The sequence below is a fragment of the Zhongshania aliphaticivorans genome (genome assembly GCF_902705855.1).
Taxonomy (GTDB): domain Bacteria; phylum Pseudomonadota; class Gammaproteobacteria; order Pseudomonadales; family Spongiibacteraceae; genus Spongiibacter; species Spongiibacter aliphaticivorans_B.
The window spans coordinates 211,372-232,374 of the sequence record NZ_CACSIJ010000013.1 but is presented as its reverse complement, the minus strand read 5'-3'; the positions used below and the strand labels follow the sequence as shown (position 1 = coordinate 232,374).

The 21,003-nt window shown below is 49.0% G+C and carries 21 protein-coding genes; 17 read left to right on the top strand and 4 right to left on the bottom strand.

The window, feature by feature from the left end; genetic code table 11:
- Positions 1–122 precede the first annotated feature (122 nt).
- Together GVJ32_RS10690 and GVJ32_RS10685 are read right to left on the bottom strand one after the other, a co-directional pair.
- Positions 123–1,478, bottom strand: coding sequence for an ATP-binding protein (locus tag GVJ32_RS10690; protein WP_159240049.1), 1,356 nt, complete (start codon positions 1,476–1,478; stop codon positions 123–125).
- A complete protein-coding gene (locus GVJ32_RS10685) occupies positions 1,475–2,194 on the bottom strand; it encodes a response regulator (protein WP_159240048.1) in 720 nt (239 codons plus the stop codon). The genes GVJ32_RS10690 and GVJ32_RS10685 overlap by 4 nt, the downstream gene beginning before the upstream one ends.
- Before the next feature lie 353 nt (positions 2,195–2,547).
- On the opposite strand from GVJ32_RS10685, the gene GVJ32_RS10680 reads away from it, so the two are divergent.
- From GVJ32_RS10680 to GVJ32_RS10615, 14 genes are all read left to right on the top strand, one after another.
- Positions 2,548–2,979 carry a Rap1a/Tai family immunity protein gene (locus GVJ32_RS10680; protein WP_159240047.1) on the top strand — a complete coding sequence of 144 codons (432 nt, stop codon included), beginning with the start codon at positions 2,548–2,550 and terminating at the stop codon, positions 2,977–2,979.
- An 86-nt stretch (positions 2,980–3,065) separates the two neighbouring features.
- Positions 3,066–3,533, top strand: coding sequence for a Na+/H+ antiporter subunit E (locus GVJ32_RS10675; protein ID WP_159240046.1), 468 nt, complete (start codon positions 3,066–3,068; stop codon positions 3,531–3,533).
- A 2-nt stretch (positions 3,534–3,535) separates the two neighbouring features.
- The gene (locus GVJ32_RS10670; RefSeq protein ID WP_235035112.1) at positions 3,536–3,814 is read left to right on the top strand and encodes a monovalent cation/H+ antiporter complex subunit F; all 279 of its coding nucleotides are present in this window, start codon (positions 3,536–3,538) and stop codon (positions 3,812–3,814) included.
- Positions 3,807–4,127, top strand: a complete 321-nt coding sequence (gene mnhG / locus GVJ32_RS10665) for a monovalent cation/H(+) antiporter subunit G (RefSeq protein ID WP_159240044.1) — start codon at positions 3,807–3,809, stop codon at positions 4,125–4,127. The genes GVJ32_RS10670 and mnhG overlap by 8 nt, the downstream gene beginning before the upstream one ends.
- Positions 4,128–4,160: 33 nt before the next feature.
- Complete coding sequence (locus tag GVJ32_RS10660) at positions 4,161–5,153, top strand: DUF4040 domain-containing protein (RefSeq protein WP_353652905.1); 993 nt, start codon at positions 4,161–4,163, stop codon at positions 5,151–5,153.
- On the top strand, positions 5,150–5,506 hold the full coding sequence (locus tag GVJ32_RS10655) for a cation:proton antiporter subunit C (protein WP_159240043.1): 357 nt from the start codon (positions 5,150–5,152) through the stop codon (positions 5,504–5,506). The genes GVJ32_RS10660 and GVJ32_RS10655 overlap by 4 nt, the downstream gene beginning before the upstream one ends.
- Complete coding sequence (locus GVJ32_RS10650) at positions 5,500–6,975, top strand: monovalent cation/H+ antiporter subunit D family protein (RefSeq protein ID WP_159240042.1); 1,476 nt, start codon at positions 5,500–5,502, stop codon at positions 6,973–6,975. Before GVJ32_RS10655 ends, GVJ32_RS10650 begins: the two co-directional genes overlap by 7 nt.
- Positions 6,975–8,447, top strand: coding sequence for a proton-conducting transporter transmembrane domain-containing protein (locus tag GVJ32_RS10645; protein WP_159240041.1), 1,473 nt, complete (start codon positions 6,975–6,977; stop codon positions 8,445–8,447). Before GVJ32_RS10650 ends, GVJ32_RS10645 begins: the two co-directional genes overlap by 1 nt.
- Positions 8,444–8,728, top strand: a complete 285-nt coding sequence (locus tag GVJ32_RS10640) for a hypothetical protein (protein ID WP_159240040.1) — start codon at positions 8,444–8,446, stop codon at positions 8,726–8,728. Before GVJ32_RS10645 ends, GVJ32_RS10640 begins: the two co-directional genes overlap by 4 nt.
- Complete coding sequence (locus GVJ32_RS10635; protein ID WP_159240039.1) at positions 8,715–10,409, top strand: Na(+)/H(+) antiporter subunit D; 1,695 nt, start codon at positions 8,715–8,717, stop codon at positions 10,407–10,409. Before GVJ32_RS10640 ends, GVJ32_RS10635 begins: the two co-directional genes overlap by 14 nt.
- 232 nt (positions 10,410–10,641) lie before the next feature.
- On the top strand, positions 10,642–10,821 hold the full coding sequence (locus GVJ32_RS10630; protein ID WP_159240038.1) for a hypothetical protein: 180 nt from the start codon (positions 10,642–10,644) through the stop codon (positions 10,819–10,821).
- 29 nt (positions 10,822–10,850) lie between these two features.
- The gene (locus tag GVJ32_RS10625; RefSeq protein WP_159240037.1) at positions 10,851–11,243 is read left to right on the top strand and encodes a cupin domain-containing protein; all 393 of its coding nucleotides are present in this window, start codon (positions 10,851–10,853) and stop codon (positions 11,241–11,243) included.
- 316 nt (positions 11,244–11,559) lie between these two features.
- Complete coding sequence (locus tag GVJ32_RS10620) at positions 11,560–12,105, top strand: hypothetical protein (RefSeq protein ID WP_159240036.1); 546 nt, start codon at positions 11,560–11,562, stop codon at positions 12,103–12,105.
- Between the two features lie 64 nt (positions 12,106–12,169).
- Positions 12,170–13,606: a PepSY-associated TM helix domain-containing protein gene (locus tag GVJ32_RS10615; RefSeq protein ID WP_159240035.1), complete on the top strand. Its 1,437-nt coding sequence runs from the start codon at positions 12,170–12,172 to the stop codon at positions 13,604–13,606.
- Positions 13,607–13,633: 27 nt separating this feature from the next.
- On the opposite strand, the gene GVJ32_RS10610 is transcribed toward GVJ32_RS10615, so the two are convergent.
- Positions 13,634–13,846 (bottom strand): DUF2061 domain-containing protein, encoded by a 213-nt coding sequence (locus tag GVJ32_RS10610; protein ID WP_159240034.1) that lies wholly within the window; start codon positions 13,844–13,846, stop codon positions 13,634–13,636.
- Between the two features lie 378 nt (positions 13,847–14,224).
- On the opposite strand from GVJ32_RS10610, the gene GVJ32_RS10605 reads away from it, so the two are divergent.
- Both GVJ32_RS10605 and GVJ32_RS10600 read left to right on the top strand, forming a co-directional pair.
- The gene (locus GVJ32_RS10605; RefSeq protein ID WP_159240033.1) at positions 14,225–15,538 is read left to right on the top strand and encodes an ammonium transporter; all 1,314 of its coding nucleotides are present in this window, start codon (positions 14,225–14,227) and stop codon (positions 15,536–15,538) included.
- The gene (locus GVJ32_RS10600; protein ID WP_159240032.1) at positions 15,535–16,164 is read left to right on the top strand and encodes a hypothetical protein; all 630 of its coding nucleotides are present in this window, start codon (positions 15,535–15,537) and stop codon (positions 16,162–16,164) included. Before GVJ32_RS10605 ends, GVJ32_RS10600 begins: the two co-directional genes overlap by 4 nt.
- 95 nt (positions 16,165–16,259) lie before the next feature.
- On the opposite strand, the gene GVJ32_RS10595 is transcribed toward GVJ32_RS10600, so the two are convergent.
- Positions 16,260–17,387: an enoyl-CoA hydratase/isomerase family protein gene (locus GVJ32_RS10595; RefSeq protein WP_159240031.1), complete on the bottom strand. Its 1,128-nt coding sequence runs from the start codon at positions 17,385–17,387 to the stop codon at positions 16,260–16,262.
- Positions 17,388–17,650: 263 nt separating this feature from the next.
- Here GVJ32_RS10595 and GVJ32_RS10590 point away from each other — a divergent pair, with 263 nt between their 5' ends.
- Positions 17,651–19,453, top strand: coding sequence for an acyl-CoA dehydrogenase C-terminal domain-containing protein (locus tag GVJ32_RS10590; protein WP_159240030.1), 1,803 nt, complete (start codon positions 17,651–17,653; stop codon positions 19,451–19,453).
- Positions 19,454–21,003 lie beyond the last annotated feature (1,550 nt).

Genomic DNA, 21,003 nt, shown 5'->3' with positions numbered 1-21,003 from the left:
CAACTATCAGCCCCAAGCTCTTAAAAATGTCCGCACGTAAACCAGCAACTAAATTCTATAAACAAAGCATGGCAAATATTCAAACAAAGACCTGAAAAACTGAATTTCATTGAAGTGGCTTTTTAAAAAGACCCAAAGGGGCACCACAGCTGCGCGCGTAGACCTCCATTAGGTATATTACTCAAGGTAAGTGTACCGCCATGACTGAGAATGATTTTTTGCGTGATTGCTAATCCAAGCCCCATCCCACCTCCTGAATGGCTACGTGACTGATCAACCGTCACGAATGGCCGAATAACCGCCTCTAACTGACCATCTGGGATACCGGGCCCGTTATCATCCACATTAATTAATACCCCTGACTCCTCTACCTGCAAATGAACAAATGCACCTTCAGCGTGCTTGCAAGCATTATCAATTAAATTTTGTATGGCGCGCCGCAATTGCGCGGGTCGCGCCTGCACATACGCCGTTTGATCAACCTGGTATTCAATGGGTAAAGCTTCTTCAATTAAATCTTCACACAGGCTTTCGAGCAGATCGCCGATACTAATTCGTCGCAGCGGTTCATCTGAACCATCACCGCGGACAAAATCAATAATAGACGCAATCATAGCTCGCATATCCTGCACGACTCGTTGCAAGCCCTCTCGCTCTTTTTGATCAGTTAAAAGATCACAGCGTAATTGTAGGCGAGTTACAGCCGATTTTAAGTCATGGGAAATCGCTGCAAACATTTCCGTTTGACCATGCAATAAGCGCTGTAATCGCGCCTGCATTTCATTAAATGCACGGGCAGCAACACGAGCCTCCTTCGGCCCTATTTCATCAAGAGCTTTAACGTCGAGATTAACCCCAATTTGTTCCGCAGCTTTTGCTAATTTATCAATGGGTGAAATCAGTTTAGTAATGAGATACCAAGCAATGAGTAACGCCATAGTGATAACGGCCAATAGGTAAAGTGTGGCGGCCTCATAAAGCAGAGAACTGGCCTCAGGTAGCTCCGCATGGAAAGAGGCAGTCTCATCATCTGGAAAGTGAATATTGACCAGCATATCCACACTGTTATCTGAGCGCTGATCAAGAAGTCGTTGAAAACCGCCAAAACGACGAACGCAAACATCGATTTGGTAAGCCGGACGCTGCTGAAAAAGATCAAGAATACGCTGCGATATCTCTGCCAAAACATCGCCATCCTGGCACGCGACCACATCTAAAGGCACCAAGTCAGGATAGCTAGTTAAGAATTGTGTTTGCGCCGCGCTCAAAATTTTCTCGCGCTGGTCGGCGGGAAATTTATAAGCCAAATCAACAATACCAATGATTCTTTCAGCCAAATCAGAGGCTTCAATAAGAAGAACACTCTGATCACGGTTTGCTTTATAAATCATTAAGCTCAGGGTGTGAGAGACAATAAAAACTAAAGTAAGCAACAGTATGGCTCTTGCCTTCAAGGTATCTGGCAGCATTCGTTTCATATCAGATCGACGGCACATGTAAACTGGTAACCGGCACCCCATGCAGTCTTAATGATTTCTGGGGCCTTGGCACTATCTCCTAGTTTGCGCCGCAAACGACTAATATGAGAATCGATACTTCGATCAAAAGCAGCGCTATTGCGGCCCTTCGTCATAGCCAACAGACGATCTCTCGACATTGGAATTTGAGGGTTTTGTACAAAAACCAACAATAAATCAGACTCGCTAGTAGACAGAGGAATAACAGTAGAATTACTGTCGATAAGCTCCATTCTCGCCGGTTTGAATCGCCACCCGTCAAAACAGTAAACTCCTTGAGCTCGCCGTCCCGCAACATTTCCACTACGACGTAAAACGGCTTTTATGCGAGCAATCAGCTCCCGCCGCCCAAACGGCTTAACAATGTAGTCATCCGCACCTAACTCTAGCCCCACCACCCGATCTATTTCCTGATCTTTGGCGCTAAGCATAATAACCGGCGGGCTTTCGGGATCTGCACGAAGCTGGCGACACAACTCAAAGCCATCGCGTCCGGGCAGCATCACATCTAACAAAATCAAATCTGGCCGTTGCTGAGTGAGTGCCGCGTACATCTCTTCGCCGTTTGCGGCGGACAAACTCTGATAGCCCTCTGCCGTCAACAGTTCAGACACCAACTGCAATATATCTTCGTTATCGTCGACAACAAGAATACATAGCCTTGCGTCTATTACCATTATGTTTACCACCAATTTCTATACGATTCGAAGTCCACGCGCGCTTCCTTAAAACCACTAATGACCGAGCTCACACGTCTCAATTAAAGACTCCCACGTCACATTGCAGCATTTCAGCGCCACCAAACTATAACAGCGCAATTCATTCAGAACAGCAGAAGTTTCACGCAGCACAAAATCAGAATGTAAATTCTTGTCACACTCTCGCGAACATTGCGACAGCTTGGCAAGAATTAATTTAATAACCTGATAAATCAACACATGACTGACACACTTTTTTACATTTCTGACAACACTTTTCACACTTTAGATGCGAAAGTAAGCCCAATAATACAGATAAATGGAGAGGGCAAATGCTTGTTTATAAACGGTACTTTAAGCTAACTCTGGCAGTCTGTTGCGGATTTTTGGGCAGCACCACAGCCGTTGCCGTGGAAACACTAAACACCAATAAACTGCAACGTAGTTGTGTCGAATATATTACAGAAACCGCAAATAGAGACGCCACAATTTGCAGTGCCTATCTGCAGGGCTTTGTGTCAGGCAGCAGCCAAATAGTGTTAGCCAATGACGAGCAATCTGACTTCACGCAGCGTGCTATCAGAACCCGAGCCCCTGGTGGGAGTATTGAAATCGACTCATTAAAAGGTGCACGTTATTGCCTCCCCGCCAATACCAGTATTGAGCAACTTGCCGGTCAAATTGCCAATGCCAGCGTTACAAAGAAAGATCAATTGGCAAGCGCCCTGATGAAGCAGGTTCTAAAAGCACATTATCAATGCTGATAGTGGGCCGCCTTCAGTAGCGTGAGTGTGTTATCGACGCCAACAAGTATGCATAGCAAATTACAGCAAACCTAGCAGAGAAACTTATGAAGCACACTTTTAGTATTTCTGCCCTTTTAGCCATTATTTGGTTAGCCAACTCGGGGCACTATTCTGGCCTATTGCTAGGCTTTGGCGCTGCATCGGTTGCACTAGTTGTATGGATCAGTCACCGAATGGACGTCGTAGATCATGAATCCCAGCCCATCCACTTAACTCGTCATCTCCCTCGATATTATGCTTGGTTAACGGCACAAATCATTGTCAGCAACATAGATGTGGCCAAACGTATTTGGTCTGGCAACAGCACAATTAGCCCTGGAATGCGGCGTTTTCCGGTGAGTCAGAAAACCGATATCGGTCGGGTTATCTACGCCAACTCAATCAACCTCACCCCTGGAACTATTGCGGTAGAGCTTTCAGACAACGAGGTGCTCGTACATGGCCTCACCCAATCCAATCTCGACGATCTCGACGCAGGTGCGATGAGCCGTCGAGTAAATAGACTGGAGTAATGATGCTCGCTGTCACTACCTTTGCCCTATTAGTTGTTATGGCCATGGCAATGGTCAGGGGCTTTGCTGGCCCTACGATATTCGACCGAGTACTAGCCGCTAACTTATTTGGAACCAAAACTGTTTTGCTTATTGCTGTCCTTGGTTTTTTATTCGGCAGACCTGAATTTTTAGATATTGCGCTGATCTATGCCCTAATGAATTTCATCAGCGTGATCGCACTTCTAAGATACTTTGAGCACACCCAAAAAGCGGAGAAAGGTAGCTCTACTCATGAGTAATTTGCTGGAAGTTCTTAGCGGCATTCTGTTGCTGACCGGCAGCGGCTTGATTTTCACCGGCACACTCGGGGTCTTGCGATTTCCAGATATCTACAGCCGTATGCATGCTGCGGGAGTGACTGAAACCCTCGCGACGACCCTACTTCTTTCTGGACTAATGTTACTGGCCGGATGGAGTTTGGTTCTTCTCAAACTGATCATGATTTTACTGTTTATATTGTTCACCAGTCCCACGGCAAGCCACGCTTTGGCAAAAGCCGTTTGGCGCCATCAACAACACGAGACGCTCAGGGAGGAATCCCATGACGCCTAAACGTGACCGCTATGAGTATACAGCGGGGAGGATATCGCCATAGAATTCTTTATCAATATCAGCCTGCTAAGCCTGCTGCTAGCCACCGCATTGGGAATCGTATTAAGCCGCGACCTACTTGCCGTGATCATGCTCAGTGGAATTTATGGATTCTTGTCAGCGAGTTTTTTTGTACTGATGGACGCGGTAGACGTCGCGTTTACCGAAGCCGCCGTGGGGTCGGGAATTTCTCCCCTGCTGATGCTACTAACGGTGGCACTGGTGGGACGCAGGGAAAAGCACAGTCCCAGCCGAAATATTCCCGCTTTAATATTGGTGACAATTACCGGTGCGCTGTTAGTGATCGGCACACTCAGCATGCCCGAATTTGGCTCTGCCAATGCGCCTGCCAACACCCATGTGAGCCCGCGCTATATAGGGCAATCCGCTGACGAGATCGGCATTCCAAATATTGTGACCTCGGTACTAGCCAGTTACCGTGGCTTCGATACCTTCGGCGAAGTGGCGGTCGTTTTCACCGCCGGTATCGGTGTTTTAACATTGCTCATGCTAAAACCTAGCGGCAGTCAAACGCCCGTGATCAGCGGCGCGCACAAGCACAAAATTCTTCGCATCGTCAGTAAAATTTTAATCCCTCCCATTCTCTTATTTGCACTTTATGTGCAGTTTCATGGGGAATATGGGCCCGGTGGCGGTTTTCAAGCAGGGGTGATTTTTGCTGCAGCAATTATTTTGTACACCATGTTTTTCGGCGTCGATCTCGCGCAACAAGTAGTGAGCTCAGCCTTACTCAGAATCCTCGCCGCCTTCGGTGTATTGCTTTACGGGTCAGTAGGTCTGGTATCAATGCTTAACGGCGGCGATTTCCTTGACTATTCAGTATTGGCAGAAAATCCAGTTACCGGCCAACACATCGGCATTATTATTATTGAGCTTGGTGTGGGAATCACTGTTGCAGCCGTCATGGTAATGATCTTCTACTGCTTCGCTAGTCAGGTGAACAACTCAGCGGAGACTGACGAATGACGCTGCTACTTAGCCATTACAACTATTGGATTGTTGTCGCGCTGATGATGATCGGCTTTTTCATCGTGATTGCACAGGGCAATCTGGTGAAAAAGCTGGTGGGACTAAATATTTTTCAGACCTCGGTTTTTATACTTTATATCAGTTCTGGAAAAGTTACTGGCGGTAGCGCCCCGATTCTACAAGACGGGATCACGATCTATTCTAACCCCCTACCCCATGTACTGATTCTCACCGCAATCGTTGTCGGCATCGCTACCACGGCATTAGGACTTGCATTGGTAATAAGAATCAAAAAAGCCTACGGCACAATTGAAGAGTCCGAAATTCAGCAGCGAGACCATACGTGTTAAGCCATTTACCGATCTTACAAGTTATTCTGCCCCTGCTCGGGGCACCTGCCTGTCTTATCTTAGGCAGGGGCAAACTGGCATGGCTATTCGCCCTGCTTGTCAGCGCCCTTAGTTTTTGCATCGCCGCCATACTGCTAACTACGGTCTACAATCATGGCGTAATTAGCTATGCCTTAGGTGGCTGGCAAGCGCCTTGGGGAATTGAGTACAGAATTGATCTGCTCAATGCGTGGTTGCTCGTCATTGTTTCTGCCAGTAGTACGGTTTCTCTACTAGCGGCGCAGAGCAGTATTAGCACCGAGATTTCTTTAGATAAGCAGGGCTTATTTTATGTGGCGTGGCTACTCTGTCTCGCCGGTTTGCTGGGAATTTTAGCAACAGGAGATGCGTTTAACGTCTTTGTTTTTTTGGAAGTTTCATCGCTGTCGACCTACACACTTATTTCCTTAGGACCCAATAGAAAAAGTTTATGGGCTGCATTTCGCTACCTAATTATGGGCACGATTGGCGCGACCTTTATCCTTATCGGTATCGGCCTCATGTATATCATGACCGGCACCCTCAATATGCAGGATCTCGCGCAACGCCTGCCGCCAGCGAGCGAGTCTTCTACTGTATTTGCCGCCTATGCGTTTATTCTGGTCGGTATCAGTTTAAAACTCGCGCTATTTCCACTGCATCTGTGGTTGCCGAACGCTTACAGCCAAGCACCATCGATTGTGACAACCTTCCTGGCCGCCAGCGCCACCAAGGTAGCCCTTTATCTATTAATCCGCTTTACCTACACCATTTTCCCAAGCGAGTTTAGCCAGCTCGTTATACCACTGGCGGATATCTTTGTTGCCTTAGGCGTTCTCTCAGTATTCAGCGCGTCGATTGTGGCGATTTATCAAGAAGAAATAAAACGCGCCATCGCCTATTCCAGTATCGCCCAGATTGGCTATATGGTTATCGGCTTGGGGATTGGCGGTGTGTTGGGGCTGCAAGCGACCTTGATTCATGTTTTTAACCACGCACTAATGAAAGCCACCCTATTTATGGCTCTGGCCGCAATTGCTGCTCGCGTAGGCGCCACTACCCTAACTTCGATGCAGGGGCTGGGTAGAAAAATGCCCTGGACCAGCTTTGGTTTTGTCGTCGGTGGACTCAGCTTAATTGGCGTTCCCCTAACTGCTGGCTTTATCAGCAAGTGGTATCTGGTATCAGCCGCCGCTTTAACGGGCCGCTGGCCATTGGTATTTTTAATTCTATTAGGTTCACTGCTTGCTATCGTCTATATATGGCGAGTGGTAGAAGCGCTTTACTTCAAACCTGCCGCAGATAACTCTCCCGTGAAAGAAGCCCCATTTGCAATGTTGCTGGCTCTCTGGTTGCTGGTGTTAGGCAATGTTTATTTCGGTATCGATACTCGTTTACCGGTATCGATCAGCTCTGAAGCAGCGACAGCATTAGTGGAGGGACGTCCCTAATGAATACAACTTCGCTTATTGACGTCGCCATACTCACGCCTCTTATTGCAATAGTCGGCGTACTTGCGTTCAGCCGGAAACCAAATATGCGCGAGGCGGTATCCCTCATCGCCGGTGCGGTTCTCTTATTGATCAATTTAAAACTGTACGCCAGTTTTAATCAGGGTGAAGCACTGTCTCGACACTGGTTAGAGATACTACCCGGACTTAATTTGAGCTTCAGAGTCGATGCCCTAGGTCTGCTATTTGGCTTAGTGGCTAGCCTGCTCTGGCCGGTAACAACCTTATACGCCATTGGTTACATGCGCGGCCATAAGGAGGACAAGCAAACTCGCTTCTACGTTTGTTTTGCCATTGCAATCGCAGCGGTAATGGCTATCGCCTACGCAGAGAACTTGTTCACGCTGTTTGTTTTTTACGAAGTACTTTCACTGTGTACCTATCCCCTCGTCACTCACGCGGGTACCGAAAAAGCCAAACAGGGCGGCAGGGTCTACCTAGGAATATTGATGGGTACGTCAATTGCCTTTTTTTTGCCGGCCATTATCGTAACGTGGCTGGTAGCGGGTAGCTTAGACTTCCAACAAGGTGGTATTTTCCCTGAGCAAACACCTATAGCACTGCTGTCACTATTGTTGGTGCTATTTGTGTTTGGTGTCGCCAAAGCAGCGGTCATGCCATTTCACCGCTGGCTACCGGCGGCGATGGTGGCTCCTACTCCGGTTAGCGCGCTACTCCACGCCGTAGCGGTGGTGAAAGCTGGGGTATTCAGCTTGATCAAGATTCTGGTCTTTATCTTTGGCCTAGATACGCTGCAACAAATACCTGCGACCGACTATCTCCTTTATCTAGCCGGCGCCGGTGTAGTGCTCGCCTCACTAGTAGCACTACGCCAAGACAATCTCAAAGCCCGCCTCGCCTACTCCACCATTAGCCAACTCGGCTATATCACCTTGGGAACCTTGCTTGCCGTTGAAAGCGGTGTAATGGGCAGCGCAATGCATATCGCGACCCATGCGCTAGGCAAGATCACCCTATTCTTCTGCGCTGGCGCAATACTCGTGGCTAGCCACAAGAGTGAGATTAGTTCGATGGCCGGTCTGGGTCGAAGCATGCCAATCACCATGGCAGCATTTTTTATCGCCTCACTCAGTATTATCGGGCTACCGCCCACCGCGGGAACGTGGAGTAAGTGGTGGCTACTAACCGCCACTTTAGAGACGGACCACCTGATTTTAATGGCAGTACTAATACTCAGCTCGCTGCTAAATATCGCCTACTTACTACCAATCCCGTTGCGCGCCTTCTTCCCAGGAAAACAAGCTGACGCGCAAGCTACGGCTATTCACGAGGCGCCACCGGCGGCACTCATTGCAATATGCGCCACTGCTAGCGCATGCGTATTGCTATTTTTCTTTCCAAACCCGCTATTTGAGCTGGTCTCGCAGATTTTTACCGAGGGAACGCCATGAGCCAATCCCAAGACTTTTTTGATCGCCCCGCAACACTGCGCCTTATTCTCAACAGTCTTTACGTCATTTGCGCGCTGTTAGTTGGCTTGGACTTTGTGATCCATCGGCACACCGAACACCCCTGGGAGGGCCTGTATGGCTTCTATCCTATTTACGGATTTATCGGCTGTGTGATTTTAGTACTGGTTGCTAAGTGGATGCGCAAAATCTTAATGCGCGAAGAAGACTACTATCAGCAAGCTCGCGAAACCAAGACGGAGAATGCCAATGGTGGGGATTGAACTGCCGCCCTTCCTGCTCTTTTATCTAGGAGCTGTAATCGCCCTGCTTGGTGGCGCGACTTGGCGCGGGCCTGCAATGATTGTGGTCATTGTATTGAGTGCACTAAACCTCTGGCAGCTACCGGCGTTCTACGGCGTCGAAACGCAGTTAATGGGCATGGATCTTAAGCCCATCCACATTGATAGGCTAAGCCTGTTGTTCGGCTATTTGTTTCATATTGCCGCGCTCATCAGCGTAATTTATTCCCTACACGTCAAAGATAAAATGCAGCAAGTTGCAGCCATGCTTTATGCAGGCAGTGCCTTGGGTGCAGTCTTCGCCGGTGATTTACTAACCTTGTTTGTTTTTTGGGAAATGCTGGCGGTGACGTCGGTCTTTTTAATTTGGGCGCGGCGCAGTGACATGGCCTACCACGCCGGGATGCGCTACTTGATGACTCAGGTCATCTCGGGAATGCTGCTGTTAGTGGGCGTCATTTTATATTACCAACATCAGTCCAGCCTGATGTTTACCGAAATCGGCCTAGACTCCGTCGCCAGTTGGTTTATTTTTATCGCATTTGGCATCAAGTGCGCATTTCCATTTTTCCACAACTGGCTGACAGACGCCTATCCCGAAGCGACACCAACGGGCACCGTATTCCTCAGCGCCTTCACCACAAAAGTGGCGGTATACGCCATGGCCAGAGGCTTCCCGGGTACCGAAATGCTGGTTTATATCGGCGCTACAATGGCTTGCTTCCCCATTTTCTTTGCGGTCATTGAAAATGACCTGCGCCGAGTTCTTGCCTACAGTTTAATCAACCAGATCGGATTTATGATGGTGGGCATTGGTATCGGCACCGAACTAGGTATCAATGGTGCCGTCGCGCACGCCTTCAATGACGTTATTTTTAAAGGCTTATTGTTTATGTCGATGGGGGCTGTGCTATACCGCACCGGCCGTATCAACGGCTCAGAGCTCGGCGGGCTTTATAAATCAATGCCCAAGACGGCAGTGCTCTGTATCATCGGCGCAGCGTCTATATCAGCCTTCCCGCTGTTCAGTGGCTTTGTTAGTAAATCGATGATCATGTCAGCAGCACTCAAAGACAATTTTGATGTGGTATGGCTACTATTGCTGTTCGCCTCGGCTGGGGTTTTCCATCACGCAGGTATTAAAATTCCCTACTTCGCCTTTTTTGCACACGACTCGGGTATACGCTGTAAAGAGGCGCCTTGGAATATGCTACTGGCAATGTCTATAGCAGCCGCCCTATGCCTGACGATTGGCATATTCCCAGAACTACTCTATCAACACCTGCCCTTTGCGACCGACTACAGCGCCTATGATGTGAGCCATATTCTCACCCAAACACAGTTGCTGTTTTTCTCGGCATTGGCATTTGTTTGGCTAAATCTGAAAGGCCTGTACCCACCGGAACTACCCTCAACCAACCTAGACGTCGATTGGCTGTATCGGCGTCCGCTTCCTCGCCTCATTAAAGCTTGTGGCTCCATTGTGCGCCAGACAGATGAAGCCCTACGCCGTCGCATCGCCGTCATGGGCCATACATTTGAGCAGCGCTTAGCCACTCTTCATAGCGGCAACGGAATTTTCTCCCGCGCCATCTCAATCAGCAGTATGGTAGCTTTGGTGGTGACCTTACTTGCCGTTTTGTTAGTTTTCAGATTTTTTTAAATTTATTTATTGGCCACCCGCACACATGCTTGCAACGATTTTCGATCTAAGCAGGCTACTGTGCGGGTAAACTGCAGCGAGAGCTATGCGGTCACCGCGCTGGAGATTTCAGTACACAGCAATCCTCACTGTTAATTGTTAATATGGGGCTGATGCTCATCAGCCCCTGTTCTCTCAGCACACATCAGCTAAGACCTCGGCGGTTCAAACTTTATATACGGAGCACTGCCCCATGGGAAATCTGCTAACAATACTGGCCTTCCTATTTATTGCATTGATTGTATTAGTACCACTCATAGAAAAATTCGGCCCGCGGCCCTCACCAGAACAACAGTCTAAAATTAGGCGTTGGATTTTACCGCTGGTCGGCTTATTGTTGATTCTGGCGCTGTTTAAATCCTTTATGTCGTAAATTTCACTTCCTCAGAAGCGAGGTCGAGCATGACGAAAAAACACCAAATAACTAATGAGTTTTTAGTGCTCTGCCCAGATCAAACGGCAACACCTGTCGCGGTAAGTCCGTCGCTATATCAAGATTTAGATTCGCGCTTTAATCAATTTAAGCAACACAGCCTAGTAGCCATGTATACCTTTGAGAGTGACTGGACGAGCTGGGAGATTCACCCCAAGGGTGACGAAATGGTCATGCTGATCGAAGGTGAAATCACACTGGTGCTGGACACTGCAGCGGGTGAACAAAGCCAGCACTTAAGTGACGCTGGCGACTACATTGTGATCCCCAAAAATACATGGCATACCGCTCGAACCAGTGCGTTAGCCAAGGTTCTATTCATTACCCCCGGTGAAGGAACCGAGCATAAATCAAACACATAAATGCCGACCCCTCCTGCCCTAACAGTAGGATGATGCCAATTGTTACAGCAGCTTCACTTGCATTTAAGAATCGCTCTCATTAGTATTTACCCCGTATTTCTCCACCCACGCTAGACAAATATCTAGGACGACCTATCCTCGCAGCGTCATGCATCGAGGCCTTGAAAAATACATACCGTCTCTTTGGCGAGATACCAAAACACGTTTTCTTAGCATCGGCTATTTGCTCGTAGAAGTACCTCCTTAATCGCAAAGGCCGACACCCACTAAACGCTTAATCTCAAAAAAACACGCAAAAAGTGCTGGATAACAAAACATGATAAATGGACTTCTAGGTATTGCTACAGCTATTGCCGGTATCACTTGCCTATACCTCTCTTGGCAAAAGCGCTCCCAAAGCCAAGTCTGGCTAATGCCGATGGGATGGCTGCTGAACCTAGCGTCCTGTGTGTTATTAATTCGCGGCTACGGCGGCGAGTTTGGTGTCGCTTATGGATTGATGTTGCTACCACTACTGGCCTGGCTAATGGTGTTATTCAATTTAGAAATTAAGCGCAAAAATCAACGGGCCACGGAAAATGTTGTATTTGTTGTGCCTGCGACTCGAACGATGCTCCGGCATATAGCGTTATTTTTTATTGTTGTTCCACTCTCCGGCGCGGCCTCCGCTTATATAAGTGTGGCCCTAGCCACATTCCTACCCTGGTCTAGAGTCAATGCCGTGGTATTGGTGGTGATGATTGCTCCGCTGGTGTGGGGCTTAGCCGCGTGGTGGGCCTGCGCCGACCCAACCCGCTACCGCCCGACACTGGGGATTAGCATTGCCGGACTCATCGGTGCCGCTATTGTGTATAGCCAGTAATTAAGTTTGCAGCCCCAAGTTGTATAACCTCTTTGCCATAACAAACTCAAAACAGAGCAGAATCATGAAGCAACTACTGTCACCCACGCTGGTTAAAAACTCACTGTCCAGCCACTCTTGGCTAGGCCTTTTAGTTGGCGTCATGATGTACCTAGTTTGTCTGTCTGGCACCTTGGCGGTGTTTTATCAGGAATTTGAGCGCTGGGAACAACCGCTGGTAGATGAGTTTCAGGCCTTACCACAAGATTCATTGCAGAGCGCCTACGAGGAGGTGTTAGCCAAAAGTGGTGACACCCATCACATGTATATTTCACTGCCGTCAGAAAGTATGCCGCGGGTATCGATTTCGAATGACGACGGCGGTTGGTTCTTAAATAGCGACGGTTCATTGGGGGAAAAAGTAAGTCATGAATGGACCCATCTTTTAACGGAATTGCATATCTTCTTGCACCTGCCTGAAGACTTTGGGGTAATCGTCGTTAGTATTCTGGGCGCACTATTGTGTGGTCTCATTATCTCTGGCTTTTTCGCCCATCCGCGTATATTCCGCGACGCTTTTATTCTGCGATTAAAAGGCTCCAAACACTTAGAACAAGCTGATATTCACAATCGCTTAAGCGTGTGGGGCGCCCCTTTTCATTTAATGATTGCCATTACCGGCGCTTATTTCGGCCTTGCCTTATTAATCAGCCTAGTTGTTTCCCCCGCTTTCTTTGACGGCGACACCAAGGCCATTATTCCGGCCATATTTGGCGCTGAACCGGAATTAGATCAGACATTGCATACCGCCGAAGTTGCTAAAGCCCTTGCGCAAATGCCGAGCATCGCGCCTGAAGCCAGCCCGTTTTATATCACCGTGGAAGACGTTGGCAGTGCACAACAATACATTGTGGTGGGCGCCCAACATCACGATCGGCTGATTTATTCTGAACAATATCATTTCGACGGCAGCGGCAACTACCTTGATAAAGTAGGCTTTTCAGATGGCGAAGTTGGCAGCCAAGCAATTTTCTCGGTGTACCGTTTGCATTTTGGGCATTACGGTGGGTTTTTCGTAAAAGTCTTGTACGGCATCTTTGGTTTAGCGCTTACCGTTGTCTCTGTCAGCGGGATTAATATTTGGTTTGCCCGCCGCAAAAGTCGCGACGCCCTCAACAACCTGTGGCTGGGCTTGGTATGGGGCACACCACTGGCACTCAGCGCAAGCGCCATCATTCAACTACTGTTTCAATTCCACTCTTTGGGCTTGTTTTGGCTGAGCTTGGTCGCCTGCTCCGCATTGGCTCAAACAATCAATAATGATTTATTGGCAAAAACGCTGCTGTTAAAACTCAATGCCGCAAGCTTGATTGGGCTGGTACTTGCCTACGGCATACTGTTCGGCAGCAAATCATTTCAAGCCGCGCCATTAGGTATCAACATCAGCCTGCTGGTCGCCGCCGCAGTTTTTCTGTGGATGTCGCCACGCAAGTCCCAACTTAGAGCAATGAGCAATACCTAGTAGCGATTTTTGCTATGCAGGGCTTATTCACATCACCGCCATTGCAGCATCTTCACGCAAAGCACGTGGCGGACGATCAAAGCGTGTCCAGGCTTTCTCGTGGAAGTAGAACACCACCGTATTCACTGCTGGCTCTATCAAAGCCAGCATCCCACCTACCACCACACTACCGGTCATAATATAAGCAACGGAAAAAGCCACACAGAAATGCATCACGGCGAAACTGATTGTCTTTTTCATAATGGCCTCCTCGGTCATTTCATTCACACATGGTTTGTTTTCGCGGCGAGCCCCCTATGAGCTGCTAAGCGATTTACAGCAAATGATAATGATTACTATTTGATATATAAAATTAATTGTTCCACTTACATCAATTGATTTTAGCTATCACAAAAACTACCTATCAACGCCATTAAAACGCACCACCAAAGATCACAAATTACTGCCAAGAACCAATTCGGTGCTTCACTTATTTCAAATCTCCTACAGGCCTTCAAATTCCAGCGCCATATTTAGGACTCCTTATATTTAATCATCCACTTATGGCACAGCAGTTGCACACTGGACCTTAGCGCTGCGCCGATTCAGTGCGCCGCCATAATTAGACGAAGGGTCCGAATGAAAACAGCACGCATTACCCTAACGCTCTCTGCGCTTCTCTTTTCCTCGCTAGCGTTTGCCGACGACATTGCCGACTTAAGCGCCGCCACCAATATGGTTTGGTTAGTCACGGCTAGCGCCTTAGTTTTTCTTATGCAGGCTGGTTTTGCCCTATTAGAGTCTGGCATGTCGCGGAGCAAAAACTCCCTAAACGTGGTGATGAAAAACTATATGGATGTGTGCATCGGCACCCTTATTTTCTGGGCACTGGGCTACGGTCTCATGTTCGGGAGCAATCCCAGTGGTTTGATTGGCACCGATTTGTTTTTAATTAACGACAGCGACCCCACAACCTACGGCACCCTATTATTTCAAACCATGTTTGCCGCCACTGCGGTCACCATTGCCAGTGGCGCAATGGCAGAGCGAACTCGCTTTGACGCTTACTTAGTTGGTGCAGTAATTATCACCGCCGCTATCTACCCCATCTTTGGCAGCTGGGTATGGAACGCCGATGGCTGGCTCGCAAAAATGGGCTTCATAGATTTTGCAGGCTCTACCGTCGTTCACTCTGTTGGAGCTTGGTGCGCGCTTGCGGGCGTCATCATACTTGGCCCCCGACTGGGACGATTTGATAGAAGCGGCAAACCCCGCGAGCTGCGGGGCCACAGCCTCACCCTCGTCGCTTTGGGCGGCTTCATATTGTGGTTCGGCTGGTTTGGTTTTAACGGCGGTTCGACCTTAAGCGCCTCAGTCGATATTGGCCTAATCAATTTAAATACCCAACTTGCCGCTGCTGCAGGCGCCTGCGCTAGCATGCTATTGGCCGTGCTCATGCGCAAACCTATCCTGCTAACCGATACGATTAACGGCAGCCTTGCGGGCCTCGTCGCTATTACGGCGGGTTGCGCCTCAATGCTACCGCTGTACGCTGTCGTTACCGGTGGTATTGGCGGCATTATTTGTATGTTAGGTAGCCAAGTGATGCTAAAAATGCGACTTGACGATGTGGTGGGCGCAGTTTCGGTACACGGCTTTGCCGGAGCATGGGGCACCCTCGCTGCCGGCATGTTTTTCACGGGAAATATGTTTGATGGAAAATTAATTACCGTTCAACTCATCGGCATTGGCGCCTGTTTTATTTGGACTTTTAGCTGCGCCTTAATCATGTACTTTGTCATTGATATATTCATGGGCTTACGCGCACCCGCCCAGCACGAACAACGGGGGCTGGATCTAAGCGAACACGCCGAAATTGGCTATCCAGAATTTAACTCCGGCGATATTGCCTATACCGCAGATCGCGCCAGCAATATGGATCTACAGCGATGAATCAGCGCAGCGTCAGTGACCGCCGGCGCGCTATATACACCGGCCTACAGGAATTTATGGACGAAACGACGGTATTAAAAGCGGTAAAACATTGGGAAAACCGTTATATCGATCAACCAAGTTTAGCGTTACAGCGCTTTGTAGCAGATATTTGCCAGACGCAGGATCTTAAGGAAAAGCGCTCGGCTATTTTACGCAGTTTAATCAAGGCGATGAGCCAAGACAGCGCCACGCTATTAGCCGATCCTCGCGGTAGTAATGCGGAAAATATGACCATAAACCCCGTTTCCGCCAGCCAAGCCTTCGCAGAATTAATGCTGGCAATGATGAGCCAATTAGATGACGAACTGCAGCACAAACTGCGTATCGATCTGTTTGCCGCATTACGCCAGCGGCAATTGCCGCTTCCCATCTTAGAGGCCTTGCAGCGTTGGCTGGGTAACCGCCAAGCCCTAGAGTTGGGCAATGCCTCTCCGGCATTGCTACAAAAATTACTAAACCAATACTACGTCTTGCTCTGCGAAAATATCGGCCCCGTACGCGCCGACAAAATTCTCGCCAGCGGCGTCAGGCGTGTACAACATGAGCACCCGAAGCTAGATGCATTTCTAGACGAACTGCTGTAGATATTTGCGATATTTTGCCTTCGCTAAATTAAATAGAACCCCAAACAGCACAGTGGCTGAAAAACTTAACGCGATCTATTTATAGTGAAAGAAACCTACAATTCAAACAAATCATCCAAGGGGCTTTGCGGCCACGGCGACAAAAATAATGCATCGGTTTCTGAGTCGGGTACCTCTGCAATACTCTTATAGCACCAGTGCGGATCGCGGTCTCGATCGATTAAGCGTGCTCGCACGCCCTCGGCAAACTCGGGGTCTCGCACCCTATTCGATGACAATACCAATTCCATCTTAAACACATCAGCCAAACTTAAACCGCGCCCCACAGCTAGCTGCCTAAAGATAAGTTTTGCGGTGCTCGATGCCCCCCGCGCCAAACCCTGCGCGGCTAGCTGCAGCCACTCGGCATTGCCGGAATAGCCACAAATGCCCTTCTCTACAAGCGATGGCGACGCTAGGCTGCAAATATCATCTATCCATGTTCGGTGATCTTTCAGTGACGCTTGCTGCAGTATCACACCCTGCTCGGCTTCAATATCGGTAAGAAGCTCGGTTAAATGCTCGGCGTTCCACTCAGGATCATCGCACCAGTCCAAATTTATAACTCTGCGCAAAACCTGTTCTTTACTGTTGTCGCGCAAGCAATAATCCGACAACCCCGCATACAAGGCATCGGCCGACGACAAATGCGCACCCGTTAAGGCGGTAAACAAGCCCGTCACACCCGGCATTTGCCCCAAAAACCAACTGGCGCCTACATTGGGAAATAAACCTATGCTGATTTCTGGCATGGCCAGTACGCTGCTATTAGTAACAATACGATGACTACCACCGACCATGAGCCCCAGCCCCGCGCCCATCACAATCCCTCCGCCCCAGCAAATCACGGGTTTGGGAAATCGGTGTATTAAATGTGCCGCAGCATATTCATAGGCGAAGAATGCATCTGCCTCGACCGCCGCACCACCAGGGTTGGCAAGGGCCGATTCACGAAGTCGCAGGGTATCGGCGCCTACGCAAAAGCCCCGCTCACCGGCGCCGTCTAGAAATACCGCCACGGCTTCAGAATCATCTCGAATCTCTAATAGTAAGCGATGAAGCAAGGTCACCATTTCAAGGCTTAATGCGTTCAAACGACCTGGCACATTCAGTGTAAGCTGGGCTAAATACCCACCCGCTGGTAAGGGGTGCCTTTCAAAACATACGGCGTATTCAACTTGCATAGCATTCTCCTTGCGGACGAGGTCCAGTATCGCGCTGCAGCGCATGTGGCTCAAGCCTTTGCGTCAACTACTGCACAGCCTGAGATTGAACGTAACAACTCTGACAAGTGATAGCGCTACCCTGTTGCACATGCTTGTGCCGTAGAGGCATTGACCGAATCGTCATCTTTCTGACTCAAAGCGGCCAATTTACCCCTTACATGCATCCGTTATGCTTCAATCCGTAATTGATCCCCGATAAACGGGAACAGCAGAGGCACATTATGACTACTTATAAAGCTCCGGTACGCGACATCAATTTCGTCATTAACGAATTACTGGACTTCAACGCCCACTACCAGACCATCCCCGCTGGCGCTGAAGCAACGCCCGACATGGTAGAAGCCATTACCCTCGAGGCGGCAAAATTCGCAGAAGAAGTCCTATCACCACTAAACCAAGTTGGCGACGAGCAAGGCTGCCAATGGAATGATGGTGAAGTGACTACGCCAGAGGGCTTTAAAGAGGCCTACCAAATGTGGGTTGAAGGCGGCTGGCAAGGTCTGTCTCACCCCGTTGAATACGGCGGCCAAGGTCTACCTATGTCTATGGGCCTAATTAAATCTGAACTAGTCGGCACCGCTAACTGGTCTTGGGGAATGTATCCCGGTCTTAGCCTAGGCGCGATGAACACCCTTTATGTGCACGGCACCGAAGCGCAAAAGCAGCTTTATTTAAGCAAATTATGCGAAGGAACGTGGACCGGCACCATGTGTTTGACAGAAGCCCACTGCGGCTCTGACCTCGGCCAAATGCGCAGCAAAGCCGAGCCCCAAGCTGATGGCAGCTATAAACTTACTGGCAGCAAGATTTTTATTTCTGCAGGTGAACACGATCTAGCCGAAAACATTATCCACATTGTGCTCGCCCGTACCCCTGGTGCACCAGAAGGCACCAAAGGGATTTCGCTATTCATCGTCCCCAAATTCAACACCACCGAAGACGGCACGATCACCGACCGCAACGGTGTGAAGTGTGGCAGCATTGAACATAAAATGGGTATTCACGGTAACGCAACCTGCGTTATCAACTTCGACGATGCAACCGGCTATATGCTTGGTCAAGAGAACGAAGGCCTGAATGCGATGTTCACCTTCATGAACACCGCCCGTATCGGTACTGCTATTCAAGGTTTGGCAGCGTCTGAATTGGCGTATCAAAATGCCCTGCCCTATGCGCTAGACCGCTACTCAATGCGCTCGCTCTCTGGCGTAAAAAACCCAGATAAAGCGGGCGACGCAATCATTCACCACCCCGATGTGCGTCGCATGTTACTAACCGCAAGAGCCTTTGCGGAAGGTGGGCGCGCCATGATTTACGATGCAGCAAAATATTCAGACCGTATGGTACAAGCAGAGTCACAGGAAGATCGCGACGCTGCAGAAAACGAGCTTGGATTTTTAACTCCCATCCTAAAAGCCTTCTTAACCGAAACCGGCCTAGAGTCTGCCAGCAATGCTATGCAGGTATTTGGCGGCCACGGCTTTATTAAAGAACACGGCATGGAGCAAATTTATCGCGACGCCCGTATTGCCACCATGTATGAAGGTACGACCGGCATTCAAGCCATGGATCTTATCGGTCGCAAAGTTGTACTAGATGGATTCAAACTCTACGGCGGTTTCTGCAAAAAATTATATAAATTCGGCTTTAAGAATTTAATCAGTGGTAAGCGCCGCTGCTATTCAGCCAAATTAATCGGCTACACCTTGGCCTGGAATTGGCACACCGTAAAAATGGTTGCCCGCGCCTCAAGAAACCGCGACGCCGTTGGCGCTGCGTCTTATGACTTCTTGATGTACAGCGGCTATTTGTCTATGGCCTACTACTGGGCAATGATGGCCGAAGTCGCTGCAAATAAACTGGCTGAAGGTGGAGAGGACAAGGCATTTTATGAAGCGAAGCTAGAAACCGCTGAGTTCTACTTCTCTCGCCTACTGCCCCGCGCCAAAGGTCACGCTGGCTGCATGAATAGCAGCACCGACAGCGTAATGGCCATGTCGTTAGATCGCTTTACCGCGCGTTAAGCAAGTTCGCCCCACAAGCAAGTTTGCTGTGGGGCCTTATCTACCGGCTTTACCGCGCACATCCCATATCAGTAGCACCTCATCGCACAATCACCCCCTATTCAGGGGGTAGCGAGCATATCGCCATTCATAAATACTGCTCCTTGGCTCAAACTTTACGTATTAAAAGCAAAACATCTCCGTAATACTTTTTCCATTGTCACAAAATGGGACGTCATCAAATCAGGGCTCTTCTAACTGAAATAAGGCCTGAGAATCTGACGTGCAGTGACATCACTAGGATGCGTATTACGCGATGAGACGTAGCTATGCCAATTATTAGAAATCAAAAATTGATCTCAGGAGTGCTTCAAATGAAATGGATAGTTAAAACACTAGTCCCCGTGGTAAGTGCAAGTTTATTAGTTGCATGTTTTGAGGACGAGGCCGCGAACACCGCTTCACCAATTCCAAACCCCGCACCGACATCAACCATTGCCGTCACACCTTCACTAGGTCTTGTAATGAATGCGGCAGCAGAAATTTTTGCAGCCAATGGCACTACAAAATTAGCCAGCGGAACAATTGGCGACAGTGGTTTACTCGATATTGCAATAGACGGATATACTGGTCCTATTATCGCTGTGCTCACCGCAACTGCAGAAACCACCTATTACGATGAAGCTCTCGGCACATTTGTTAGCGTTCCAGCTGGGACAAAACTCCACGCAATAGCTGAAAGTGTTAAGGCATTGGCAATCACTCCCTTGACCGAAATTGCTTACCAATTAGCTATCCAGCAAACCACCTTACCCTTAACAAGCTCAGCTGTAATTGACATAAATAATAAAGTTAAAGCAGCGCTTGCTCCCAACCTTACTAGCATATTAGCTGCGCCTCTTTTACTTGACGGTTCTACAAGCTCAATACCAACAAATGCCGCAGGCAACTACGCCTTAACTCTTGCTGCACTGGCAGAACTCGGAAAAGATGACGTATCGGGCACTCCGGCACTGGCGATCACCAAGAAGCTAGTTGAAGACTTAGTTGATGGAAAAATCGACGGTAAAGCGAACGGAGTAGACATCATTACTCCTTACACTAACTTTATCAGCGACATGAGTGCGGCACTATCAAGTGCTGCAAATGATTACGGCTATGAAGGGAATGCGGCTGACAACAACCCAAGCACCACAAATTTAAGTGGAGCTGACGAAGGCGACACCGGTGGTGATACTGGCGGAGACACAGGCGGTGGAGACACAGGTGGCGATACTGGCGGAGACACGGGTGGTGATACCGGTGGAGACACAGGCGGCGATACCGGTGGAGACACAGGCGGCGATACTGACGGAGACACAGGCGGTGATACCGGTGGCGATACTGGCGGANACACGGGTGGTGATACCGGTGGCGACACTGGCGGAGACACGGGTGGTGATACTGGTGGCGATACTGGCGGAGACATGGGTGGTGATACCGGTGGCGATACTGGCGGAGACACGGGTGGAGATACCGGTGGTGATAACGGTGGCGTTAGCAGCGGCGGTTCTGCGGTAGCCTGCTTAAAC

Coding starts and splice junctions, on each gene's coding strand:
- GVJ32_RS10655 (WP_159240043.1), top strand. CDS start 5,150: ATGACGCTGCTACTTAGCCATTACAACTATTGGATTGTTGTCGCGCTG.
- GVJ32_RS10635 (WP_159240039.1), top strand. CDS start 8,715: ATGGTGGGGATTGAACTGCCGCCCTTCCTGCTCTTTTATCTAGGAGCT.
- GVJ32_RS10680 (WP_159240047.1), top strand. CDS start 2,548: ATGCTTGTTTATAAACGGTACTTTAAGCTAACTCTGGCAGTCTGTTGC.
- GVJ32_RS10615 (WP_159240035.1), top strand. CDS start 12,170: ATGAAGCAACTACTGTCACCCACGCTGGTTAAAAACTCACTGTCCAGC.
- GVJ32_RS10645 (WP_159240041.1), top strand. CDS start 6,975: ATGAATACAACTTCGCTTATTGACGTCGCCATACTCACGCCTCTTATT.
- GVJ32_RS10670 (WP_235035112.1), top strand. CDS start 3,536: ATGCTCGCTGTCACTACCTTTGCCCTATTAGTTGTTATGGCCATGGCA.
- GVJ32_RS10595 (WP_159240031.1), bottom strand. CDS start 17,387: ATGCAAGTTGAATACGCCGTATGTTTTGAAAGGCACCCCTTACCAGCG.
- GVJ32_RS10630 (WP_159240038.1), top strand. CDS start 10,642: ATGGGAAATCTGCTAACAATACTGGCCTTCCTATTTATTGCATTGATT.
- GVJ32_RS10600 (WP_159240032.1), top strand. CDS start 15,535: ATGAATCAGCGCAGCGTCAGTGACCGCCGGCGCGCTATATACACCGGC.
- GVJ32_RS10620 (WP_159240036.1), top strand. CDS start 11,560: ATGATAAATGGACTTCTAGGTATTGCTACAGCTATTGCCGGTATCACT.
- GVJ32_RS10625 (WP_159240037.1), top strand. CDS start 10,851: ATGACGAAAAAACACCAAATAACTAATGAGTTTTTAGTGCTCTGCCCA.
- GVJ32_RS10640 (WP_159240040.1), top strand. CDS start 8,444: ATGAGCCAATCCCAAGACTTTTTTGATCGCCCCGCAACACTGCGCCTT.
- GVJ32_RS10605 (WP_159240033.1), top strand. CDS start 14,225: ATGAAAACAGCACGCATTACCCTAACGCTCTCTGCGCTTCTCTTTTCC.
- GVJ32_RS10610 (WP_159240034.1), bottom strand. CDS start 13,846: ATGAAAAAGACAATCAGTTTCGCCGTGATGCATTTCTGTGTGGCTTTT.
- GVJ32_RS10690 (WP_159240049.1), bottom strand. CDS start 1,478: ATGAAACGAATGCTGCCAGATACCTTGAAGGCAAGAGCCATACTGTTG.
- GVJ32_RS10590 (WP_159240030.1), top strand. CDS start 17,651: ATGACTACTTATAAAGCTCCGGTACGCGACATCAATTTCGTCATTAAC.
- mnhG (WP_159240044.1), top strand. CDS start 3,807: ATGAGTAATTTGCTGGAAGTTCTTAGCGGCATTCTGTTGCTGACCGGC.
- GVJ32_RS10685 (WP_159240048.1), bottom strand. CDS start 2,194: ATGGTAATAGACGCAAGGCTATGTATTCTTGTTGTCGACGATAACGAA.
- GVJ32_RS10675 (WP_159240046.1), top strand. CDS start 3,066: ATGAAGCACACTTTTAGTATTTCTGCCCTTTTAGCCATTATTTGGTTA.